The organism is Pseudomonas sp. A-R-19 (assembly GCF_019956575.1).
Classification (GTDB): Bacteria; Pseudomonadota; Gammaproteobacteria; order Pseudomonadales; family Pseudomonadaceae; genus Aquipseudomonas.
Window position 1 is genome coordinate 1 of record NZ_JAHBDR010000090.1, and the last position, 17,840, is coordinate 17,840.

At 61.4% G+C, this 17,840-nt stretch carries 14 protein-coding genes; 2 read left to right on the forward strand and 12 right to left on the reverse strand.

Going from position 1 to position 17,840, the window contains the following annotated elements; genetic code table 11:
- The 10 genes from KGA88_RS25235 to KGA88_RS25280 form a co-directional block, all read right to left on the reverse strand.
- Positions 1-736: type VI secretion system Vgr family protein (locus tag KGA88_RS25235; RefSeq protein WP_223594989.1), on the reverse strand; the 736-nt coding region annotated here is incomplete at its 3' end.
- Positions 733-3,372 (reverse strand): type VI secretion system ATPase TssH, encoded by a 2,640-nt coding sequence (gene tssH, locus KGA88_RS25240; RefSeq protein ID WP_223594996.1) that lies wholly within the window; start codon positions 3,370-3,372, stop codon positions 733-735. The genes tssH and KGA88_RS25235, both read right to left, overlap by 4 nt.
- A 147-nt stretch (positions 3,373-3,519) precedes the next feature.
- Positions 3,520-4,011: an Hcp family type VI secretion system effector gene (locus tag KGA88_RS25245; protein WP_223594998.1), complete on the reverse strand. Its 492-nt coding sequence runs from the start codon at positions 4,009-4,011 to the stop codon at positions 3,520-3,522.
- 15 nt (positions 4,012-4,026) lie between these two features.
- Positions 4,027-5,766 (reverse strand): OmpA family protein, encoded by a 1,740-nt coding sequence (locus KGA88_RS25250; protein WP_223595000.1) that lies wholly within the window; start codon positions 5,764-5,766, stop codon positions 4,027-4,029.
- Between the two features lie 10 nt (positions 5,767-5,776).
- Complete coding sequence (gene tssL, locus KGA88_RS25255; protein WP_223595002.1) at positions 5,777-6,454, reverse strand: type VI secretion system protein TssL, short form; 678 nt, start codon at positions 6,452-6,454, stop codon at positions 5,777-5,779.
- The gene (gene tssK / locus KGA88_RS25260) at positions 6,451-7,806 is read right to left on the reverse strand and encodes a type VI secretion system baseplate subunit TssK (protein WP_223595005.1); all 1,356 of its coding nucleotides are present in this window, start codon (positions 7,804-7,806) and stop codon (positions 6,451-6,453) included. Before tssK ends, tssL begins: the two co-directional genes overlap by 4 nt.
- Positions 7,807-7,847: 41 nt before the next feature.
- Positions 7,848-9,386 (reverse strand): type VI secretion system contractile sheath large subunit, encoded by a 1,539-nt coding sequence (gene tssC / locus KGA88_RS25265; protein ID WP_223595007.1) that lies wholly within the window; start codon positions 9,384-9,386, stop codon positions 7,848-7,850.
- Between the two features lie 34 nt (positions 9,387-9,420).
- Positions 9,421-9,924: a type VI secretion system contractile sheath small subunit gene (tssB, locus tag KGA88_RS25270; protein WP_223595054.1), complete on the reverse strand. Its 504-nt coding sequence runs from the start codon at positions 9,922-9,924 to the stop codon at positions 9,421-9,423.
- Positions 9,925-10,357: 433 nt separating this feature from the next.
- On the reverse strand, positions 10,358-11,176 hold the full coding sequence (gene ppk2 / locus KGA88_RS25275; RefSeq protein WP_223595009.1) for a polyphosphate kinase 2: 819 nt from the start codon (positions 11,174-11,176) through the stop codon (positions 10,358-10,360).
- Between the two features lie 58 nt (positions 11,177-11,234).
- Positions 11,235-12,956 carry a SulP family inorganic anion transporter gene (locus KGA88_RS25280; RefSeq protein WP_110659590.1) on the reverse strand — a complete coding sequence of 574 codons (1,722 nt, stop codon included), beginning with the start codon at positions 12,954-12,956 and terminating at the stop codon, positions 11,235-11,237.
- Between the two features lie 322 nt (positions 12,957-13,278).
- On the opposite strand from KGA88_RS25280, the gene KGA88_RS25285 reads away from it, so the two are divergent.
- The gene (locus tag KGA88_RS25285; protein WP_110659591.1) at positions 13,279-13,731 is read left to right on the forward strand and encodes a hypothetical protein; all 453 of its coding nucleotides are present in this window, start codon (positions 13,279-13,281) and stop codon (positions 13,729-13,731) included.
- Positions 13,732-14,006: 275 nt separating this feature from the next.
- Positions 14,007-14,954: a helix-turn-helix domain-containing protein gene (locus tag KGA88_RS25290; RefSeq protein WP_263296260.1), complete on the forward strand. Its 948-nt coding sequence runs from the start codon at positions 14,007-14,009 to the stop codon at positions 14,952-14,954.
- A gap of 221 nt (positions 14,955-15,175) precedes the next feature.
- Here the strand turns inward: KGA88_RS25290 and KGA88_RS25295 are convergent, their stop codons facing one another.
- Both KGA88_RS25295 and KGA88_RS25300 read right to left on the reverse strand, forming a co-directional pair.
- Complete coding sequence (locus KGA88_RS25295) at positions 15,176-17,095, reverse strand: tyrosine-protein phosphatase (protein WP_223595013.1); 1,920 nt, start codon at positions 17,093-17,095, stop codon at positions 15,176-15,178.
- Positions 17,096-17,323: 228 nt separating this feature from the next.
- Entirely contained in the window at positions 17,324-17,770 is a 447-nt protein-coding gene (locus KGA88_RS25300) for an anti-virulence regulator CigR family protein (protein WP_223595022.1), read from the reverse strand.
- Between the last annotated feature and the right edge of the window lie 70 nt (positions 17,771-17,840).

Below are 17,840 nucleotides of genomic sequence, written 5' to 3' on the forward strand. Positions count from 1 at the left end.
GTTCCACCACCCGGTGCCGGGTTTGCAGATCCCAGACGCTGTCCTCGACGCTGTTGCTGAAGCCCGAGGGCGAGCGCAGCGGCAGCTCGACGTCGAACTGGTAGCAGCGCTGGTCGTCGCAGAACTCGACGACGTCGAAGGCGAGCTCTTCGTGCTGGATGCAGCGGTACCAGATGCCGACCTCGGCGAGGATCCGGCTGATGAACGCGAGGTCGCTTTCCTGGTACTGCATGACCTGCTCGCGTTGCGGATAGTCGCGCTTGAGGTTGAAGCGGAAGTGCCCGGTGTCCAGACCATGGCGGTCGCGCAGGATGCTTTTGACGATGTCCGGCACGGACTGGTGCTGGTAGATCCGCGTTTGCTGGCCGCGGTCGAGCAGGGCCAGGCGCGGTTGCAGGGTGACTTCGTAGCGGGCTTCGTCGACCGAGCCGGACAGGCGCTGGCTGGCGGTGATGCGGCCGTACAGCGTGCGCAGGGGCGTGCGCGGCTTGGGCACTTCCCAGTCGAACACGGGCACGTTGGACGGTGGGGCGTACAGGCTGAATTCGGCGTACTGGCCGATGAATTTTTCCGCGCCGATGTCGAGGTCGCTGGCGGTGAATTCGATGCGGTAGAGGTAGGGTTGGCTGAGGTACTCATGGCCCTCGAAGGCGAGGACGTCGAGGTGGGTGTCGAGTTTGTCGACCTGAAGTGTGTAGCGGTTGTGGCCGACGAGGGTGTGCAGATTTGTGCTCATGGCTGGCCCTCCGTGGCAGCGGAAGGCGCGTCGGTGAATTGCAGAGTGATGCCCTCCTCTTCACTAAAGCCCAGGGTCACGCCAAGGGTTTTGTATTTTGCAGCCTGACGCTGCAGCAACTGTTGGCTGAGGACCGGCAGAATCTGCTGGTTGAGCAGGCTGTCGATGTTGCGCGCACCGGTGTCGGGCAGCAGGCAGGCGGCGACCAATGCATCGTGCAGGCCATCTTCGATCTGGCAGGTCAGGCCGTAATGGCTGTGCAGGCGCCTGGCGACCTTGGCAAGTTTGAGGGCGACGATAGGCTTGAGCGCGTCGGCCAGCAGCGGGCGGTAGATCAGGGTCTGGAAGCGGGCGAGCAACGCCGGCTGGAAGTGCTCGCGCAGCAGCGGTCGCAGCCATTCGTGCAGGTCGCTGTCGCTGGCCTCGGGCTGTTCGCGCAGTCCGTTTTGCAGCTCATCGCTGCCGAGGTTGGAGGTCATCAGGATGACAGTGTTGCGGAAGTCGATTTCGCGTCCTTCGCCATCACGCATGAAGCCACGGTCGAATACCTGGTAGAACAGGTTGAGTACGTCGCGGTGGGCCTTTTCCACTTCATCCAGCAACACCACGCTATAGGGCCGCTGGCGCACCGCTTCGGTGAGTACGCCGCCCTGGCCGTAACCGACGTAACCCGGTGGCGAGCCCTTGAGCTGGCTGACGGTATGGGCTTCCTGGTACTCGGACAGGTTGAGGGTGATCAGCGATTTATCACCGCCGAACAGGCAGTCCGCCAGCGCCAGGGCGGTTTCGGTCTTGCCGACGCCGCTGGTGCCGACCAGCAAAAATACCCCGAGCGGCGCCTGCTCTTCGGTCAGGCCGGTCTTGGCCGCGCGCAGGCGCTGGGCCAGGGCACCGAGGGCGTGGTCCTGGCCAATCACCCGCTCGGCCAGTTGCTGTTCGAGGTCCAGCAGGCTGGCCTGTTCATCCTTGAGCAAACTGCCCAGGGGCACGCCGGTCCAATCGGCGATCACTTCGGCAACACTGCGTGCATCGACGTCGAGGGACAGCATTGGCTGGCTGCCCTGGGCCCGCAGCAATTGCTCCTGAAGTTTCGCGCAGAGGTCACTGCGGGCCGGTTCGGCCTGACGCGCATCGAGCAATTGGCGGGTCAGGTCAAGTTCGTAGCGGTACTGGCGCAGCAGGTCATCCTGCTGTTGTTGCAGCTCGACCTGCTGCCCGGCGATCAGCGTCAATCGTTCGCTCAAGTCGCTGCCATTGAGTTGCACATCCTGTTCCAGTGCACGCCGCTCCAGCTCCAGCGCGGCATGCCGGGCCTTGAGCCGCACCAGTGCCTGGGGCTCGCAGTCGAGGCTCATGCGCACCCGCGCGCTTGCGGTGTCGAGCAGGTCGACGGCCTTGTCCGGCAGCTGGCGGCCCGTGAGGTAGCGCCGCGACAGGCTGACCGCGGCCTGCACCGCCGCGTCCTGGATGTGCACGCCGTGATGGCTGGCGTAACGCGCCTTGAGGCCGCGCAGCATCAGGCAGGCGCTGGCATCGTCCGGCTCGTCGACCTTGACCATTTGAAAACGGCGCTCCAGCGCGGCATCACGCTCGAAGTACTGTTTGTATTCGCTCCAGGTGGTCGCGGCGATGGTGCGCAATTCGCCTCGGGCCAGGGCCGGCTTGAGCAGGTTCGCCGCATCCGCCCCGCCCGCCTGGTTGCCGGCGCCGATCAGGGTGTGAGCCTCGTCGATGAACAGCAGCACCGGGTTGGCCGACTGCTGCACGGCGTCGATGACGTTTTTCAAGCGTTGTTCGAATTCGCCTTTTACCCCGGCGCCTGCTTGCAGCAGGCCAAGGTCCAGGGTGCGCACGCTGACTGTCTTGAGGCTGTCGGGCACGTTGCCATCGGCGATGCGCAGGGCCAGGCCTTCGACCAGCGCGGTCTTGCCGACGCCGGGCTCGCCGACGAGAATCGGGTTGTTCTTGCGCCGCCGGCTGAGGATGTCGATGACCTGGCGGATTTCATCGTCACGCCCGAACACCGGGTCGATCTGCCCGGCCCGCGCCTTGGCGGTGATGTCCTGGGTGAATTTGTCGAGCACCGCTTGCAGGGCATCGTGCGCGGTAGCACCGGAGATGGGCAGTGCCGGGGGCTGGTCCAACGCACTTTGCTGTTGGACTTGCGGGCGTTCCTCGGAGTGTTGATCGAGCAGCGTCGACAACTGCTGCAACTGGACTTCACTGAGGCTCAGCATGGGCCAGGCCGCATCGCAAGCCAGCAGCTGCGGACTGTCCTGCAACGCGCCCAGCAGGTGCGCCGAGCGCAAGCTGTCATGCCCTTCCAGCGACGCGCGCAACCAGGCGCTCTCGATCAGTTTGTGCAACTTGCCGCACAACTGCGGCTTGCCTTGCACGCTGCGCGGCAGGGTGTCGAGATGGTCAAGCAGACCGCGCCACAGTGCGTCCATGTCCCATTCATGACGACGGGCGATCAGGGTCAAGTCGCCCTCGCCCTGCTCCAGCAACTTGAGCAACCAGTGTTCGATGCTGATCCGCCCATGGGCTCGGCTTTGACACAAGGAGGCCGCTGCACTAAGCGCCTGGGCGCAGTAAGAGTTGAGGCGGCGAAGCAGGCGCGTGGAGTTGTGGGGCATGGTGGTACGTCCTTGTGCTGACGATTCAGCGGGTGGTCGGTCGGGGCGATATAGGGCGGGATGGGCTGGGTTGAGCGTCCGCGAGCAGACGCTCAACCCAGCCCACCGGAACCAGCAGGCAGGCGCCTGCCTGCTGGTTGTTCAGGGTTATGCGCTCTGGCGTTCGTCCCAGGAGTCAATGTGGCTGACGTTACCGTCCTTGTAGGTCCAGGTGATCCGCTCGTAGCGCAACTCAACCTGTTCCAGATGGTTGTGTCGCTCCTTGCTGACGTCCTTGATGTCATGCATTTTCGACGCGACTTTCACCACCCTGACATTTTCAAGCAAGACGTTGTAGTACTCGACTTCCTGGCCGTTTTCGTTGATGCGATACCATTTGAACTGGGCACTCGCGTGCGTCGTGCCTTCGGTAACTCCCCTGAACAGATACGGGCTGGAGCAATCGATCTCCTTGGTAAACACGAACGGGGTATGAACCCGTGTGCCAGTCAGCTTGCCGGTGTTGTTGTCGGTGGGGATGTATACGTTGTGGTCCAGGGCGACGACCTCGATGCTGCCTTGGCGCCCATCTACGTTCACTGAACCTTTGATCTCGTTGCTAGCATCAAGTTTTAGCCACAGGTAAACCGGAATTGCCATGTGAATCTCCTTTTCTCAATACACAAATGCCGCGCTTGCGACAGGGGGTTTTACGTCGGCCCCGGCCGTGGGTAGCGCGCAGGCCCCCGCTTCCGGCACCAGACGGATATCGACGCGACGGTTGGCCTGACGCCCCGCCTCGGTGTCATTGCTCGCGATCGGCTGGCTCTTGCCAAAGCCCTGCACCGCGAAACAGCTGTCGGGGATGCCACCCATGCGTTGCATCCACTCACGTACCGCTGCCGCGCGGGCACGGGACAAGTGCAGGTTGTGTTCGTCGCTGCCCACGGCATCGGTATGCCCGGCGATGACGATCAGCCAGCCAGGCTGGGCCTTGATGCCGACCAGGGCATCGATCAGCACCCTGGTTGATTCGGGCTTGAGCCGGGCGCTGGCACTGCTGAACAGCGACAGACTGTCCAGGCGCACCGTTCGCGCAGTACGTGCCGCCAGCGGCCGGGTCGACGGTTGCTTGTGATCGGCTATGGTCGTCAACACCCGGTCACGCAGGCGCTCGCCGTGATACAGGCCAAAACCCAGGGCCATGGGGGCGCCCAGGCGGTAGTACGAGTCCAGTCGCACCGCGTCCTCGCGCAGCACGTTCAACGCATCCTCGCGCCGGGCGAATTCGGCTTGCTCAAGACGCGTCGGCGGGGCAATGGACGTGTAGCGCCGCAGGTCGTCACTGACCTGGCGCAGCAGCATGGTGTTCTGCCAGGTCGAGCTGATCAGGGCGACAACGGTGGCAAACGTGAACAGCCATACCGCGATCACGATTGCGCCACGCTTGGGCGATGGTTGAGGCTGCCGGGGCAGCAGACTCAGCAGAGGGTCAGGAAACGGCAACGGCTCCCCCATTGCCTGACTGGCGCCATCGGCGTCCAGCAGCGCGGTCTTGTCCCGCTGCCATTGCCGCCACAAGTTGCCGGGCACATAACCGGGCAGTGTCGGCACCAGGGTACAGGCCCACACCAGCGGCAGGCCGATAGCGTGGCGACCTTCACGGTGGGTGAAGTGCGCCAGGACATGTTCGTCCAGCCAGGCAGCTGCACTGTTGAGCTGTATGCCGGCCTGCAAACGTTGGGTATGGACTGCACTGCGCGCGGACTGCCGGTACCAGTCATTCGGGCTGAAGCTGGTCCCCGCCTGCAGAATGTTGCAGTGGTCCTGGCCGGCGCCCCAACTGAACCAGGCCCCTTTGGCTGCAGGGGACTGCAGATAGCTGACCAGCATCAGCGGCAAGGTAAAGCCGCGCTTGCGTGTCAGCGCGACCTGATGATTGAAGGTGCGCACCTGCCCGGCCAACACCCCGGCATTGGTGTGCTCGCCCGGGTTGACGATGAGCATTACCCCGAGCTGTCCGCCCCACTGTGGGCGCATGGTCATGATGCGGTCGACCAGCCCCGGCAGTTGCTCCGTACTGGAAACCCGCAGGTAGCACCCCTGCTGGGTCAAACGCTGCGTCGGATGATCGGCGTGCGCTTCACCAAACAGATTGGACAGGCCATCGCCACAGACCAGCACAACGGGTTGGCGGAAGCTCGCCGGTGGCAGCGTGAAATCATCGAGGGAACCGTGCAGTTCCTGTTGCTTTGCTGCCTGACGCACCGCCCGCACCCACGCCAGCGCGACGCTGCCGACAACAATCAAGACGCCAACCCCGCGCGTCCATCCGCCAAGCGGGATGATCGCCAGCAGCGTCAGGGCCAGTACACCGGCCCACATCCAGAGCCCCTGTTTGAGTTTGAGCGTCATTGACCCCACCTCAGGCGTCCACGGATAACAGGGTCGCCGCCAAGCCACCCAGCCACTGATCGAGCCCGTACCAGAGAGCGACCAGCAACAGGCCGGCTGCCAGGGCATTGACCAGGGGCGAGCGCAATCCAGGGAACAGCGTCATGCCCCGACTGCCGCTGACCGTCGCGGTCGAGCGCCGATGCAATTTCAAAGGCGCGACACGCTCATTCAGGGCGGTCAGCAATTGCTCGCGCTCGGGGTCACTGATATCGGCATAACGGCCCTTGAAACCCAGGGTCAGTACCCGCTGGAACGCTGTCAGCACAAGGAGGTCCGCTTCTGGTTCGCGCAGCACCTCTCGCATGTCCTCGTAGAGGAACACCCCGGCCTGATGGCGATTGAAAAACTTCGTTTGCAAGGGTTCGCTGGCCCAGTTGGCATGGGCTTTATCGAGCGTGAGAGTGAGCATGGTTTCGTCCAGCAACGCGCATTGCGCGTGGCTGATATGGTCGATGCTGCGTTGCGCCAGGCCGGCCTTTTCAAGCGACTGGCGAACGCCCTCGACCTGCTGCACGCAAAGCGCTTTGACCACGTCGCTGTTTTGCGCCGAGGCCCCCTGCCGCAACTCGACCACCAGCAGAAAGCTGTCCTGCAGCAATGCGTCGATATCAACCGCGTCGTGTTTTTTCGTTTCGATCAGGTTCATGCACGTAGTACCGCGAACAGTTCAAGTTTGACGTCCGCCAGGGTGCTCGGGACGTAGAAGGCACAAACGCCCTGAGCCAGAATGGCTTTGCCCTTGACATGGTTGAGGTCGAGGGCGAAGTACTGGTTTTCCAGGCGCAGGGGAATGGCCGCCGGTACATGGCTGAGGGACTGCAACGGCACGCCGTCGAGGGCGGCGTTGACCAGTTGATCGACTTCGTCCGGTGTACCGATCTTGCACAGGCGCGGGAACTGGCTCTGCAGTTGCACGGCGGGCAGGCGGCAGCGTACCGACAGGTAGAAATCGGCGCTTTCAGGCTCGCGCAGTCGGGGGTCGTCGAGTCGCACCTGCCAGCGGTTGGCAGAGCTTTCCTCAAGGGTCAGGGCGATAACCCGCGAAGGCAGGCTGGCCTCCAGCAAGGTGGAGATCATGCGCAAAAGTGGCGGGAACACACTTTCCAGGTCTTCGTGGCGGTAAGGCGGAATCTGCTCGACATCGTGTTCGAGGGAAAAGGTCAGCAGGCTGCCGGCCAGCTTCGTCAGCTCCAGATAGACCTGCTCGGGAGGTCGCGCAGGCCAGGCCTTGAGATCGGCCAACACCGGCTGGTAAGTGTTCAAGGCATTGAGCAGCCAGAACAATGACACGTCGGCAACGGCGAAGTCGGCCATGCGTTGATTGCTTTCGCGGCGCATGCCCATCAGTCGCTGGCGTTTGGAGGACAGCTGGCTCAACAGGTTATCCAATTGCGTCAGCAACCCCGGGTGCGCGGCGAAACTGAGCAACGGCGGAATGTAATCAGGGTCAAGGCTCCAGGCGCCCTGCCCGTCGCGCATCAGCCGTGCGATGGGACAGGTCAGGTAATCGCCGTTCTCGTCGTGTACGAAGCGCAGGCTCAGCACCTGTTCCAGCACGCCGACCGATTGCACTTCATCGGCGTAGATGTCCTGCACCTGACGCCAGTCCTGGCGATATCGGGTAGGCCGATCCCCTTCCCCGCCATCGAACAGGCAATTGTTGCCATTGGCCTGCTCCAGCGGCAGGGCCAGCAGCAAGGTAGCTGTCTGGCTGTCACCGGTCTGCAGGCGCGACAGGTCGAGACCGGGGGGCAGCCGATCCACTTGGTCGCTGTCGATCAGGGTACCGTCCGGCATCCGCAGATTGAGCCGGGTGGCCTTGAGCGTGCCCAGGCGCAGAGCTTCCAGGTCGAAGGCAACACTGCGAACGCCCCAAGGGTGCACCAGCGACAGACGAGCCAGACACTCGTTGGCCCAGGCTTCCCAGCGCGCCTGCTGCTGGAATTGCTGCGGGGACAGCAAGGCCCCCGCGGCCCACAAGGGGCGGTCGATTTTCATGAGGTCGTATCCCTGCGAAGTGGCGTGGGTGTGAGCAGGACTCAGGCTTTCGCCTTGGGCATCTGCGAAACCAGCGACAGGTTGACGTCCATGCCTTCCACCTGGAAATGCGGCACGGCATACAACTTGACGCGGAAGAAACCCGGGTTGTCCTCGATGTCTTCGACGGTGACCCGACCAGCCCGCAACGGGTGCGAAGCCTGCAGCGAGTCGCTCGGATCGTTCATCTCGGTGACCAGCCCGCTGACCCACTTGTTCAGTTCCAGCTCCAGTAAACGCCGGTCCTTGGTGGTACCGATGTTTTCGCGCTGGATCAGCTTCAGGTAATGGGCAATGCGTGACAGCAGGAAGATGTACGGCAGGCGCGCATTGATCCGGCTGTTCGCCGTGGCCTCCGGGGTATCGTACAACGCCGGTTTTTGCGCGGAGTTGGCCGAGAAGAAGCACGCGTAGTCACGGTTCTTGTAGTACGACAGCGGGATAAAACCGAGGTTGGCGAATTCGAACTCGCGTGTTTCGGGAATCATCACTTCCGAAGGGATCTTCACCTGATTGCCAGTGCCCAGGTCGTACAAGTGGATCGGCAGGTCGGTGACCGCGCCACCCGACTGCGGACCGCGGATCTGCACGCACCAGCCGTTGGCAATGAAGCTCTTGACCATATTGGCAGCGAAGGCGAACGAGGCGTTGGTCCACAGGTATTTATCGTGGTCCGGCCCCTTGACGCTTTCGATGTAGTTGAAGCTGCGCACCGGAACGGTGTCCGGGCCATATGGCAGGCGGCCCAGCACACGGGGCATGAGCAAGCCGATGTAACGGGCATCGTCGCTGTCGCGGAAGGCTTTCCACTTGATGTATTCGGCACGGTCGAAGTAGTTGCCGATGTCCTTGATCGCGGCGACTTCTTCCATCGAACGCTTGCCAAAGAAGGCCGGGCCGACGGCGCCAATGAAAGGCATGTGCGCGGCTGCCGAGACTTTGGAGATGTTGCGCAGCAAGGCAATGTCTTGCGGGCTGCGGTCGAACTCGAAGTTGGAAATGGCAGCCGCGATCGGCTCACCGCCCGGGGTGTCGTACTCCTGGGCGTAGGTCTGCAAATACAGGCCACTTTGCGCGATCTCCGGGGCGTCCTCGAAATCCTGAACCAGGTGATCCTTGCTGATATCCAGCAATTCGATCCGCACGTTCTGGCGGAAATCGGTTTGATCGATCAGCGACTTCACACCGCGCCAGGTGGATTCGACCCGCTGGAAATCCGGGTGATGCATCACGGCGTCCAGTTGGCGGCTGATCTGTGCATCCAGCGAGGCAATATGTTCATCCAGCAGTGTCCTGTCCAGACGCCGGACTTTGCGCGAAGACTCTTTTATCAACTTCAGAAAAACACTGACCGCGGCCGTCACACGCTCATCGACAGAAACGTCCGACAGCGCCTCGGAATTTTGAAACACTTCAATTTCGCCCAGCACTTTTACCGGGCTGAGATTGATCTTGCCAAACAGCGTGCCATACACGCCGTTATTTTCCTCAGGCAACACTGTAGTGCCGCGCGAATGCGCGTGAGATTGTTCAATAGACATTTTGCAAACTTCCTTTTAAACAAGCCGGGGTGAATTAACGGACTTCTTCCACAGCCAAGGCGGCCAGTTCGTCTCGCAGTTCGTCACTGAGTGCCTCATCCATGAGGATGCGCTCCAGTTCATGACGAAACGTGGCATTGTCCAAAAGGTTGGACTTGAGGTCGCGCAACAGGTTACGCATTGCCAACAGCGCGCGCAGTTGCGGAATTTGCCGGGCCACTTGTTCCGGTTCGAAATCCTTCATGCTCTGGAAGCTCAGATCGATCGACGTCTCGCTGGCGTCCTCCACCAAAGTATTGGCCACGGCCAGCTTGATCTCGGGAGCATATTCGGCCAGCACGCTATCGAAATTATTCTTGTCGATAGCGACTTTTTTCCTCTCGAATAACGGCCGCTGCTCCTTGCCGTTACTGTAGTCGCCCATCACCATCAACTTGAGCGGCAGTTCAATTTTTTTCTGTGCATCGCCCGTATGCAAATCGAGCTTGATGTTGACCCGTGCCTTGGGCACTTCGTTTTGGAAACTACCAGAAGCCATAAAACCTCCATGGGCATTTGCAACAATGACACCGTTACAAAAACAATGACAAAAGCGAGCGAACACATTTTGCACGCTTGCCTCAGCGGCAAAAGATGAACATCTCGAAAGGAAATCGCAACTACCGAAACAAAAACTCAAACAATTGCGAGGTGCAATACTGAACTATCTTACGAAGTTATACCATCTATAAAAATCAAATACAGAACCATATTACGCCACGCTCAGAACTTGCCTGCATTCGAAATAGTAGTTTCCCTACACAATTAAAGAAACTTCCTACAGGCAGACTATTTTCGTGTGTTAGTCGCCATTGAGCACAGCAGATGTGAAACCAGACGATACGGTATTTCAGCAGTGCGTGGGCTCCGACGTCACGACTGCTGTGCTCGACCATCCATGACCGAGCACAGGCTGCACAGCTCGGCAGACCTCAGAATTTTTCCGGGATGAACTTGAACGGATAGTCCGGCTCCCGATAGTTGCCGGGACTTTGGCGCTTGGGCAGCTTCACTTTTTCCCGCGGTACATCCTCGTAGGGAATACTGCCCAGCACATCACTGATGATGTTCAGTCGCGCCCGCCGCTTGTCATTGGAGTTGGCGACCCGCCACGGGGCGAAATCGGTGTCGGTGGCCTCGAACATGTCGTCCCGGGCACGAGAGTAGTCGTACCAGCGGTTATAGGACTTGAGGTCCATCGGCGACAGTTTCCAGATCTTGCGCCCGTCGGTGATACGCTCCTTGAGACGCCGGGTCTGCTCTTCCTGGCTCACTTCAAGCCAGTACTTGATCAGGATGATTCCCGATTCGACCAGTGCCTGCTCGACGCGCGGCACCGAGGTGAGAAAATTGCGCACCTGCTCTTCGCTGCAGAATCCCATGACCCGCTCTACACCGGCGCGGTTGTACCAGCTGCGATCGAAGATCACCACTTCACCGGCTGCCGGCAGGTGCGGCAGATAACGTTGCACATACATCTGGCTTTTTTCCCGATCGGTCGGTGCCGGCAACGCCACCACCCGGAACACCCGCGGACTGACCCGTTCGGTCAGCGCCTTGATGGTCCCGCCCTTGCCGGCGCCATCCCGGCCCTCGAAGATGATGCAAACCTTGGCGCCCGAGTGCTGCACCCACTCCTGCAACTTGACCATTTCGACATGCAAGCGCGCCAGTTCCTCGAGATACACCTTGTTCTTGAGCTTGTCGCCTTCAGCCGGTTTGTTTTTCGATGCAGCCTTCTTCTTTGCCATGCCCGTTACCTCCTTCAATGCGTCACACAGCGGTCGGAGTGCGCCCGGCCGCGTTCATTCAGCGTCTGCTGCGCTGGTAATGTTCAACCGCCTGCTCCAGGTTCAGGAACATGCGCGCTTCGCCCAGCGTATGGCCCAGCGGTGCCTTGATGACCATGTCCCATACACTCGGGTTCATGCCCACCAACCACAGTGAAATGCCTTTCTCGCTCATGCGCTGCTCCGCGCTGGTGAGCATTTTCAGGGCGGTGTATTCCAGGTCGAACACACTGCGCAGGTCCAGGACCACGACTTTGGGTGTCGCCCTGTCAATCAACGGCCGGATCTTCTCGGCGATGCGCTCGGCATTGGCGAAGAAGATCCGCCCCTCGGGCCTGAGCAACAACAGCCCGTCAAAGTGCTCGTCGTCTGCGTTGCCAGTGGACTGCGGGCGATAGACGTTGGTGCCGGGCTTGCGTCCCAGGACGTGCACCGGTGGGTCCGAGACCTGATAGGCCAGGGCCAGCAACGAAACCACGATCGCCACGACGATCCCTTGCAACGTGCCCAGCAGCATCACGCCGATCATGGCCACCACGGCCCAGGCGAATTCGGTACGGCGAACCGAGAGGATCTCGCGAAACTCCGCCGGCTCGATCAGGCCCACCGAATACACGATCACCACGGCAGCGAGCGTGGCGTTGGGCATCAGGCCAATGAGCGGCGCCAGCAGCAGGCAAGTGCCCAATGCCAGTGCCGCGGTGACCAGTGCGGCCAGTTGCGAACGTGCGCCGGCCAGGCGGTTCACCGCCGTTTGGGTGGTCCCGCCACCGGCGACCATGGCCCCGAGAAACGCCCCGCCGATGTTGGCAACACCGGTGGCCAGCAGCTCACGATTGGGCTGTGGCGCGGGCTCGTCACTGCGGGCGAATGCGCGCCCCGCCGCGATGGTTTCGGTGAAGCTCATCAGCGCGATACCCATCGCCGAAGGCCACAGGGTTTCGGCCATCGACCATGCCGGCAGGGTCGGTGCTGGCAATCCGATTGGCACCAGGCCAACGGCGGACACACCAAAGCTTTCCAGGCCCAGCAGGCTCATGGCGATGATGCCCAGCGCCACCGCGATCAAGGGTGCGGGCATTCGCGGGGTAAATCGCTTCATGCCGACCAGCAGCAAGACCATGAACACGCCGACCGCCACGGTTGGCAGCGAGGCATGGCCGACACTCTGCACAGTGGCCACCAGGTTGTGCAGGAAGCCACCTTTTTCGATGTGAGTACCCAGCAGCTTGGGCAACTGGTCGAGCACGATGACCACGCCGATGCCGGCCTTGAAACCCACCAGCACCGGCTCGGAAATGAAATTGGCGACGAAGCCCAGGCGCAGCAACCCCGCGACGATCAGGATCGCGCCCACCATCAGCGCCAGCGTGGCGGAACCCGCCAGCAAGGTCGCGGCATCGCCATCGGGGCTGATCTGGCCCAACGCGGAGCCGGCGAGAATGGCCAGGGTGGTTGTGGTGCTGACACTGAGCGGGCGCGAGGAACCGAGCACGGCATAGATCACCATCGGCACCAGCACCGTGTACAGCCCGACCTGCACCGGCAGGCCGGCAATGGTGGCGTACGCCAGCGCCTTGGGAATGACCACAGCCGCCGCTGTCAGCCCGGCGACCACATCGCCGCGCAGCCAGTCCGGCCGATAGCTGTCGAGCCACTCCGGGATCAACAGGCTGCGCACGGTACCCCGCGGTGGAGTGCCTGGAATCCGCTCTTGCGGATCGCTGCCTTGTTGATTCATCAGTCACTCCAGTCGCAAATCGTCCATGCGGATGATGAGTGGGCTCAACTGACCGCACAATCCATTAACTGCACGCGTAACCACGGCAAACCTTCATCGGCATTCAAGCGCGTGTGCCAGCAGGCAATCCGCTCAGGCTCGGCCAGTTACAAATGTAGTCGGTTTGCACGACTACGCCGCCCTATGGCTGGAGAAGGGGACAGACACCCCACCATCACCGCTCAAAAATGGAAAGCCTTATATGGACGACGCCATGAAAGCGATTAATGAGCTATACCCGCTAATTCCCCCCATTGCAGTTCTTCAACTCAGGAGTTTGGCAATGAAGCTCAAAACCTCTCTGGCAGCACTCATGGTTGCGGCAAGCCTTTTCGGCTGCACCACTTCCCCGAACCACGGCGTGAACGTCACGTTGGTCGCCACCCGGCAAAATGCCGGTCAGATCGGCACCGTCACCTTGACCGACTGGGACAAGAAAACCGGGCTCAGTTTCTTCATCAGCGGTGCTCCAACCGGGGTTACCCTGCCCCTGCGGCTTTACTCGTTCATCAATAACGGCAGCTGCGAGCAACCCGGGTCAGTCGCCTACGCGATGAACGACACCGTCAACACCGAACGCCAACCCGTACGCGGCTGGTCGTTCACCAGAACCGCGCCTGTGCCCTTGCAAACCCTGCTTGACGGCAAGTATTCGGTGGTCGTGCGAACGGCGTCGACCGATGGCAACGTCGATATCTTTTGCGGGGATATCAAGGCAACAGAGCCGGTGAAATAGCCGCGGCCATTGCAGGCCAGCCCACGCCCCGGCACCGCTCGTGCCACCCGTTGTGCAGTGCGAGCGGTGGCGTCGGGTGAACGGAAACGGGGGCGGCAACAACCAGTAACAAACCTGTCATTACTCACTGATAACGTCCTAGCGCTTTCCCGAACCGCATCCGTTCGATCTCCGATCGGCAGTTCCCCGTACCGGGCTTTGCCCATCCGCTCAAGGTGACACTTCAGGTGTACTCAAGCACGACGCGCAAGCAAATCATCATCAGATCCAACGACATGAACTGCGACGACTTTGGCGCGCTGTTCTCGAACCTGTTCGGCAACCTTTATCCCGACTCTCCACCGCACCCGAAAAACATCGACATCGGCGGGGTCTACGGCAGGCACGAAGGTGTCAGTTTTCGTCGCATGCACTTTCATGGCGACTTCACGGTGGCGTTTCCCGTCCCCCTTGATGAGATAACCTTCGTCATTCCCACCGCTGGCAAGATCATCTTCAACCACATCACCGAGTCGGTAGGCCTGGCGCAGATCGGCCTGGCCATCGACAAGGCCGAGGTCCGCTCGGCGCGCTTTGTCGACAATCATGCGCAGCACGGGATTTCCATCAGCCGGGCGCTGATCACCGAACGGCTGTCGATGTTGCTGGGCAAGCCGATCCTGCAAAAAGTCTGTTTCGAGCCCGTGGTGGATCTGAGCGTGCCAGCTTTACAGGGCATCAAGGCGCTGGTGGACATGGCCACCGGAACCGAGTTCGACCTGCTGATCAATACGGGCTCGCTGATGCCTTCACGCCTTCGCGAAATGTTGGTCGACGCGGTGCTCGAAACCTGGCCGCACAACTTCACCGAAGCCCTGCGGCGCCCTTCCCCACTGATCGCGCCGCGGCATGTGAAGCTGGCCGTCGAGTACATTCAGGAACACCCCGACCACCTGGCCAGCGGCACCGAACTGGCGCAATTGAGCAACGTCAGCCTGCGCGCATTGCAGGAGGGTTTTCAGCGTTTCATGGGCACTTCGATCGTTGCCTATCAGCGCCAGGTACGCCTGGAGCGCGCCTTTACCGCACTGTCCCAGGGTGTCTCGCCTTCGGTGACAGACGTGGCCCTGCAACACGGCTTCAGCAATGTCGGGCGGTTTTGCCAGTATTTCCAGAGTGCCTACGGTATCAGTCCCGCAGATGTGAGAAAGGGGGTGCGAACGCGGTCAATGGCGACCAATTGAGAAATTGTGGGAGCGAGCCAGTTCGCGATGCTGTAGTTACATTCAACATCTATGTCGACTGACACGGCCTCTTCGCGAGCAAGCCCGCTCCCACAAGGTTTCGCGCTTGCCACATGATCCGGGCACGACACACAACCTGTGGGAGCGGGCTTGCCCGCGAAGGGGCCGGAACTGTCAGGTCACTATCACAGGCCGCCCCCACAGATTGCCTTAACTGTTCGTCAGAACAGATAACTGGCCTTCAGGCCGCCATTGAAGCCGTGGCTGTCACCGCCACCGCTGGCGCCGATTTGCGCACCCACGCTCCATGGACCCAGGTTGCCCATGACATTGACGCCACCGGTGAACTGGTCACGGTTGTCGAAGGCGGCTTGCTGCTCAATGTCCAGGCCCAGCAGGTGCCCTTCGCTGTCGATGTCCTGATCGCCCAACACATGCTCGTAGCCCACCTGCACGCCCGGCACCACTTGCCAGGCGCCCAGGGCGACCGGTGCAAATGTTGCGTTGAGGTTGGCCACCGCGCTCTTGCGGGTCTCGTGGATGCCGTCGACGTCCAGCGCCAGCTCGCTGCCTTTTTCCTGGAAACCCGACAGGTTGACGTGGCTGACCCGCACACCGAGGCTCGGCTCGAGGGTCACGCCGCTCACCGGAACCCGATAACCCAGTGCCAGGGTCGCGCCGGTCAGGTTGCCATGGCTGTCACCCTTGGCCGTACCCAGACCACCGCCAAGTTCGCGCTTGCTCTCGTAATCGAGATAGCCGGCGCTGGCGTTGGCATCCACAAACAGGCCGCGCTCCAGACCGTTCGGGGCAAAGCGTGCGCCAACGTTGAAGAAAGTCAGGTCGGTATCGGCCTCGCCACCTGCGCCACCGACATTGCCGCTGCTGTAGCCGAAACCGGCATGGGCGCTGAGCTGTTCGGAAAAGCGCTGGGTCAGGCCAATCATCATGCCCTGGCTATGCTCGTTGCTGCTGGAAGCCTGGGACGAGCCGTCGGTACCCAGATACCCCGCCAGGGCGGTGCTCCACAGGCGGTATTGCCCGGCCTTGAGGTCGATGCCGCTGGTGAATGGCGCGGCAGCCTGTTCGATCATCGCGCCCTGGCGCAGCAGATAGCTGGCAGCGTCGGCGTGCACCTGACCGCCGACAGTAGACTCGACGCCGCCGAGGCTGCCCGCATCGATGGCCGACTGCAGGTAGTAGTTGTAGGCGCTGTAGGTGCCCGACAGGCTGCTGTTCTGCAGTTGTTGCAACAACTGTGCGCCGGCCGCGGCGTTGCCGGCCAGGTCCGCCGCGCCAGGCAGGCTGTTGTAGAACACCATCTTGCCGCGCAGCACGTAGAGGGTTTCCTGGGACAGGCCGAGGCCTTCCTTGAGGTAGTTATCCATCGTGCCGTACTGCGCGGTCACCTCGTCGAGGCCGGCCTGCAGGTAACTGGCCTCCACGCCGATCAGCGGTCCATAGATGGTCGCCATGCCCGGTGGCATCGCCGCCAGGGTCGCCTTGATACGCGCGGCCGTGTAGTCGTTGGTGGCCAGGTAGTTACTCATGATGGTGGCATCGTCGACCCCGGCGATGCTTTGCAGCACGGCGGCGGTCCAGCCCGTACGGTCCTTGCCGGCGGTGCAATGGAACAACGCGGCGCCGTCGACCGTGGCCAGCTCATTGAACAGCTGGTTGAATTCGCTGCGCATCCCCGGATTCCTGACGAAATCGCGGTTGGTGTCCTGCATCATCGCGGTGGCTTCGGCGGCGCTGTGGAACGCGACGTTGGTGACGTTCGCGCCAGAGGTGGAGCCGCCGATGATGTCGATGTTGGTGTAGCTCGCGCCCGTGAGCATCGTGTCAGGCGTGGCGGCGATCTCGACGGGCGTGCGCAGGTCGTAGACCGCCTTGATGCCCAGGCCGTTCAGGGTCGCCAGGTCCGCCGTCGACGGGGTCAGCGCGTTGGAGCGATAAAACACCCCGCCACGCAGCGTGCCGTCATTGGCCGTGGTGTATGCCGTTGTAAGGCCGGCAACGTCGCGGAAGTTGTCGATGCTCTTCAGGCGTGGCGTGTTGAGGGAGACAGTCTCGGCAGCCTGGGCGGCGGCGATGGACAGGCTCAAAACAGACAGCGAACAAACAAGTCGTTGGAACACAGTGCAGCCTCATTGGAATAGCGTTGGGCTGACTAATATCTACGCTGAATGGGCGCTGAACATGACAAAAAACCCGCGAACGCAAATCACTGCGCGATGTGTCCGGGTGGCTCGTTTTCTGTCCGTGTAACGCCCGTTGTGCAGCCAGTTTTGGTGCTGCAAGTGAACGCAGTGCCGGGTGAGAGCCAGGAGCGAAATGGCGAAACAAGGAAAACGGCCCTTTACAGGTTAATCAAACGCACCGTTGAGAATTTCATAAACCAGCCCGGTGGCCAGCGCAACCAGGATCAGATCCGTGCCGACTTGCTGCCACTCGTAACCGTCATAGTGGGGCAGCCTGCCGACCAGACGGCCATCCAGCTTTTTGGCAATGCCCGGTGGAAGGGGCTTGCCTCGGGCAAGGTTCTTTTGAATACCTGGTGGCAAGGCAGGCCCGGGGCTCCAGTAGCCCGTATTCACGCCAATGATCTCGAGCACGCTACCGCGATTGATGCTCGGGCCATTGCTCCAGTCGCCGCCGCCGGAATTCTTGTTTTTGTTGCCATGACTCCCCTGGTTGCCATGGCTTGCCTTGCCGTTGCCCTGGCCGTTACCGGGATCAGCCAGCGCAGTCACCGGGCCACTGACCAGGGCCAGGCAGGTGATTGCTGCAATCAACGATCGAGACGTGAACATGAGTCGTTCCTTCGTGGCGGGGATGTTCCCTGAAATTTAGACGCTGTTGACGAAGTTGGTTCCGTCGAGT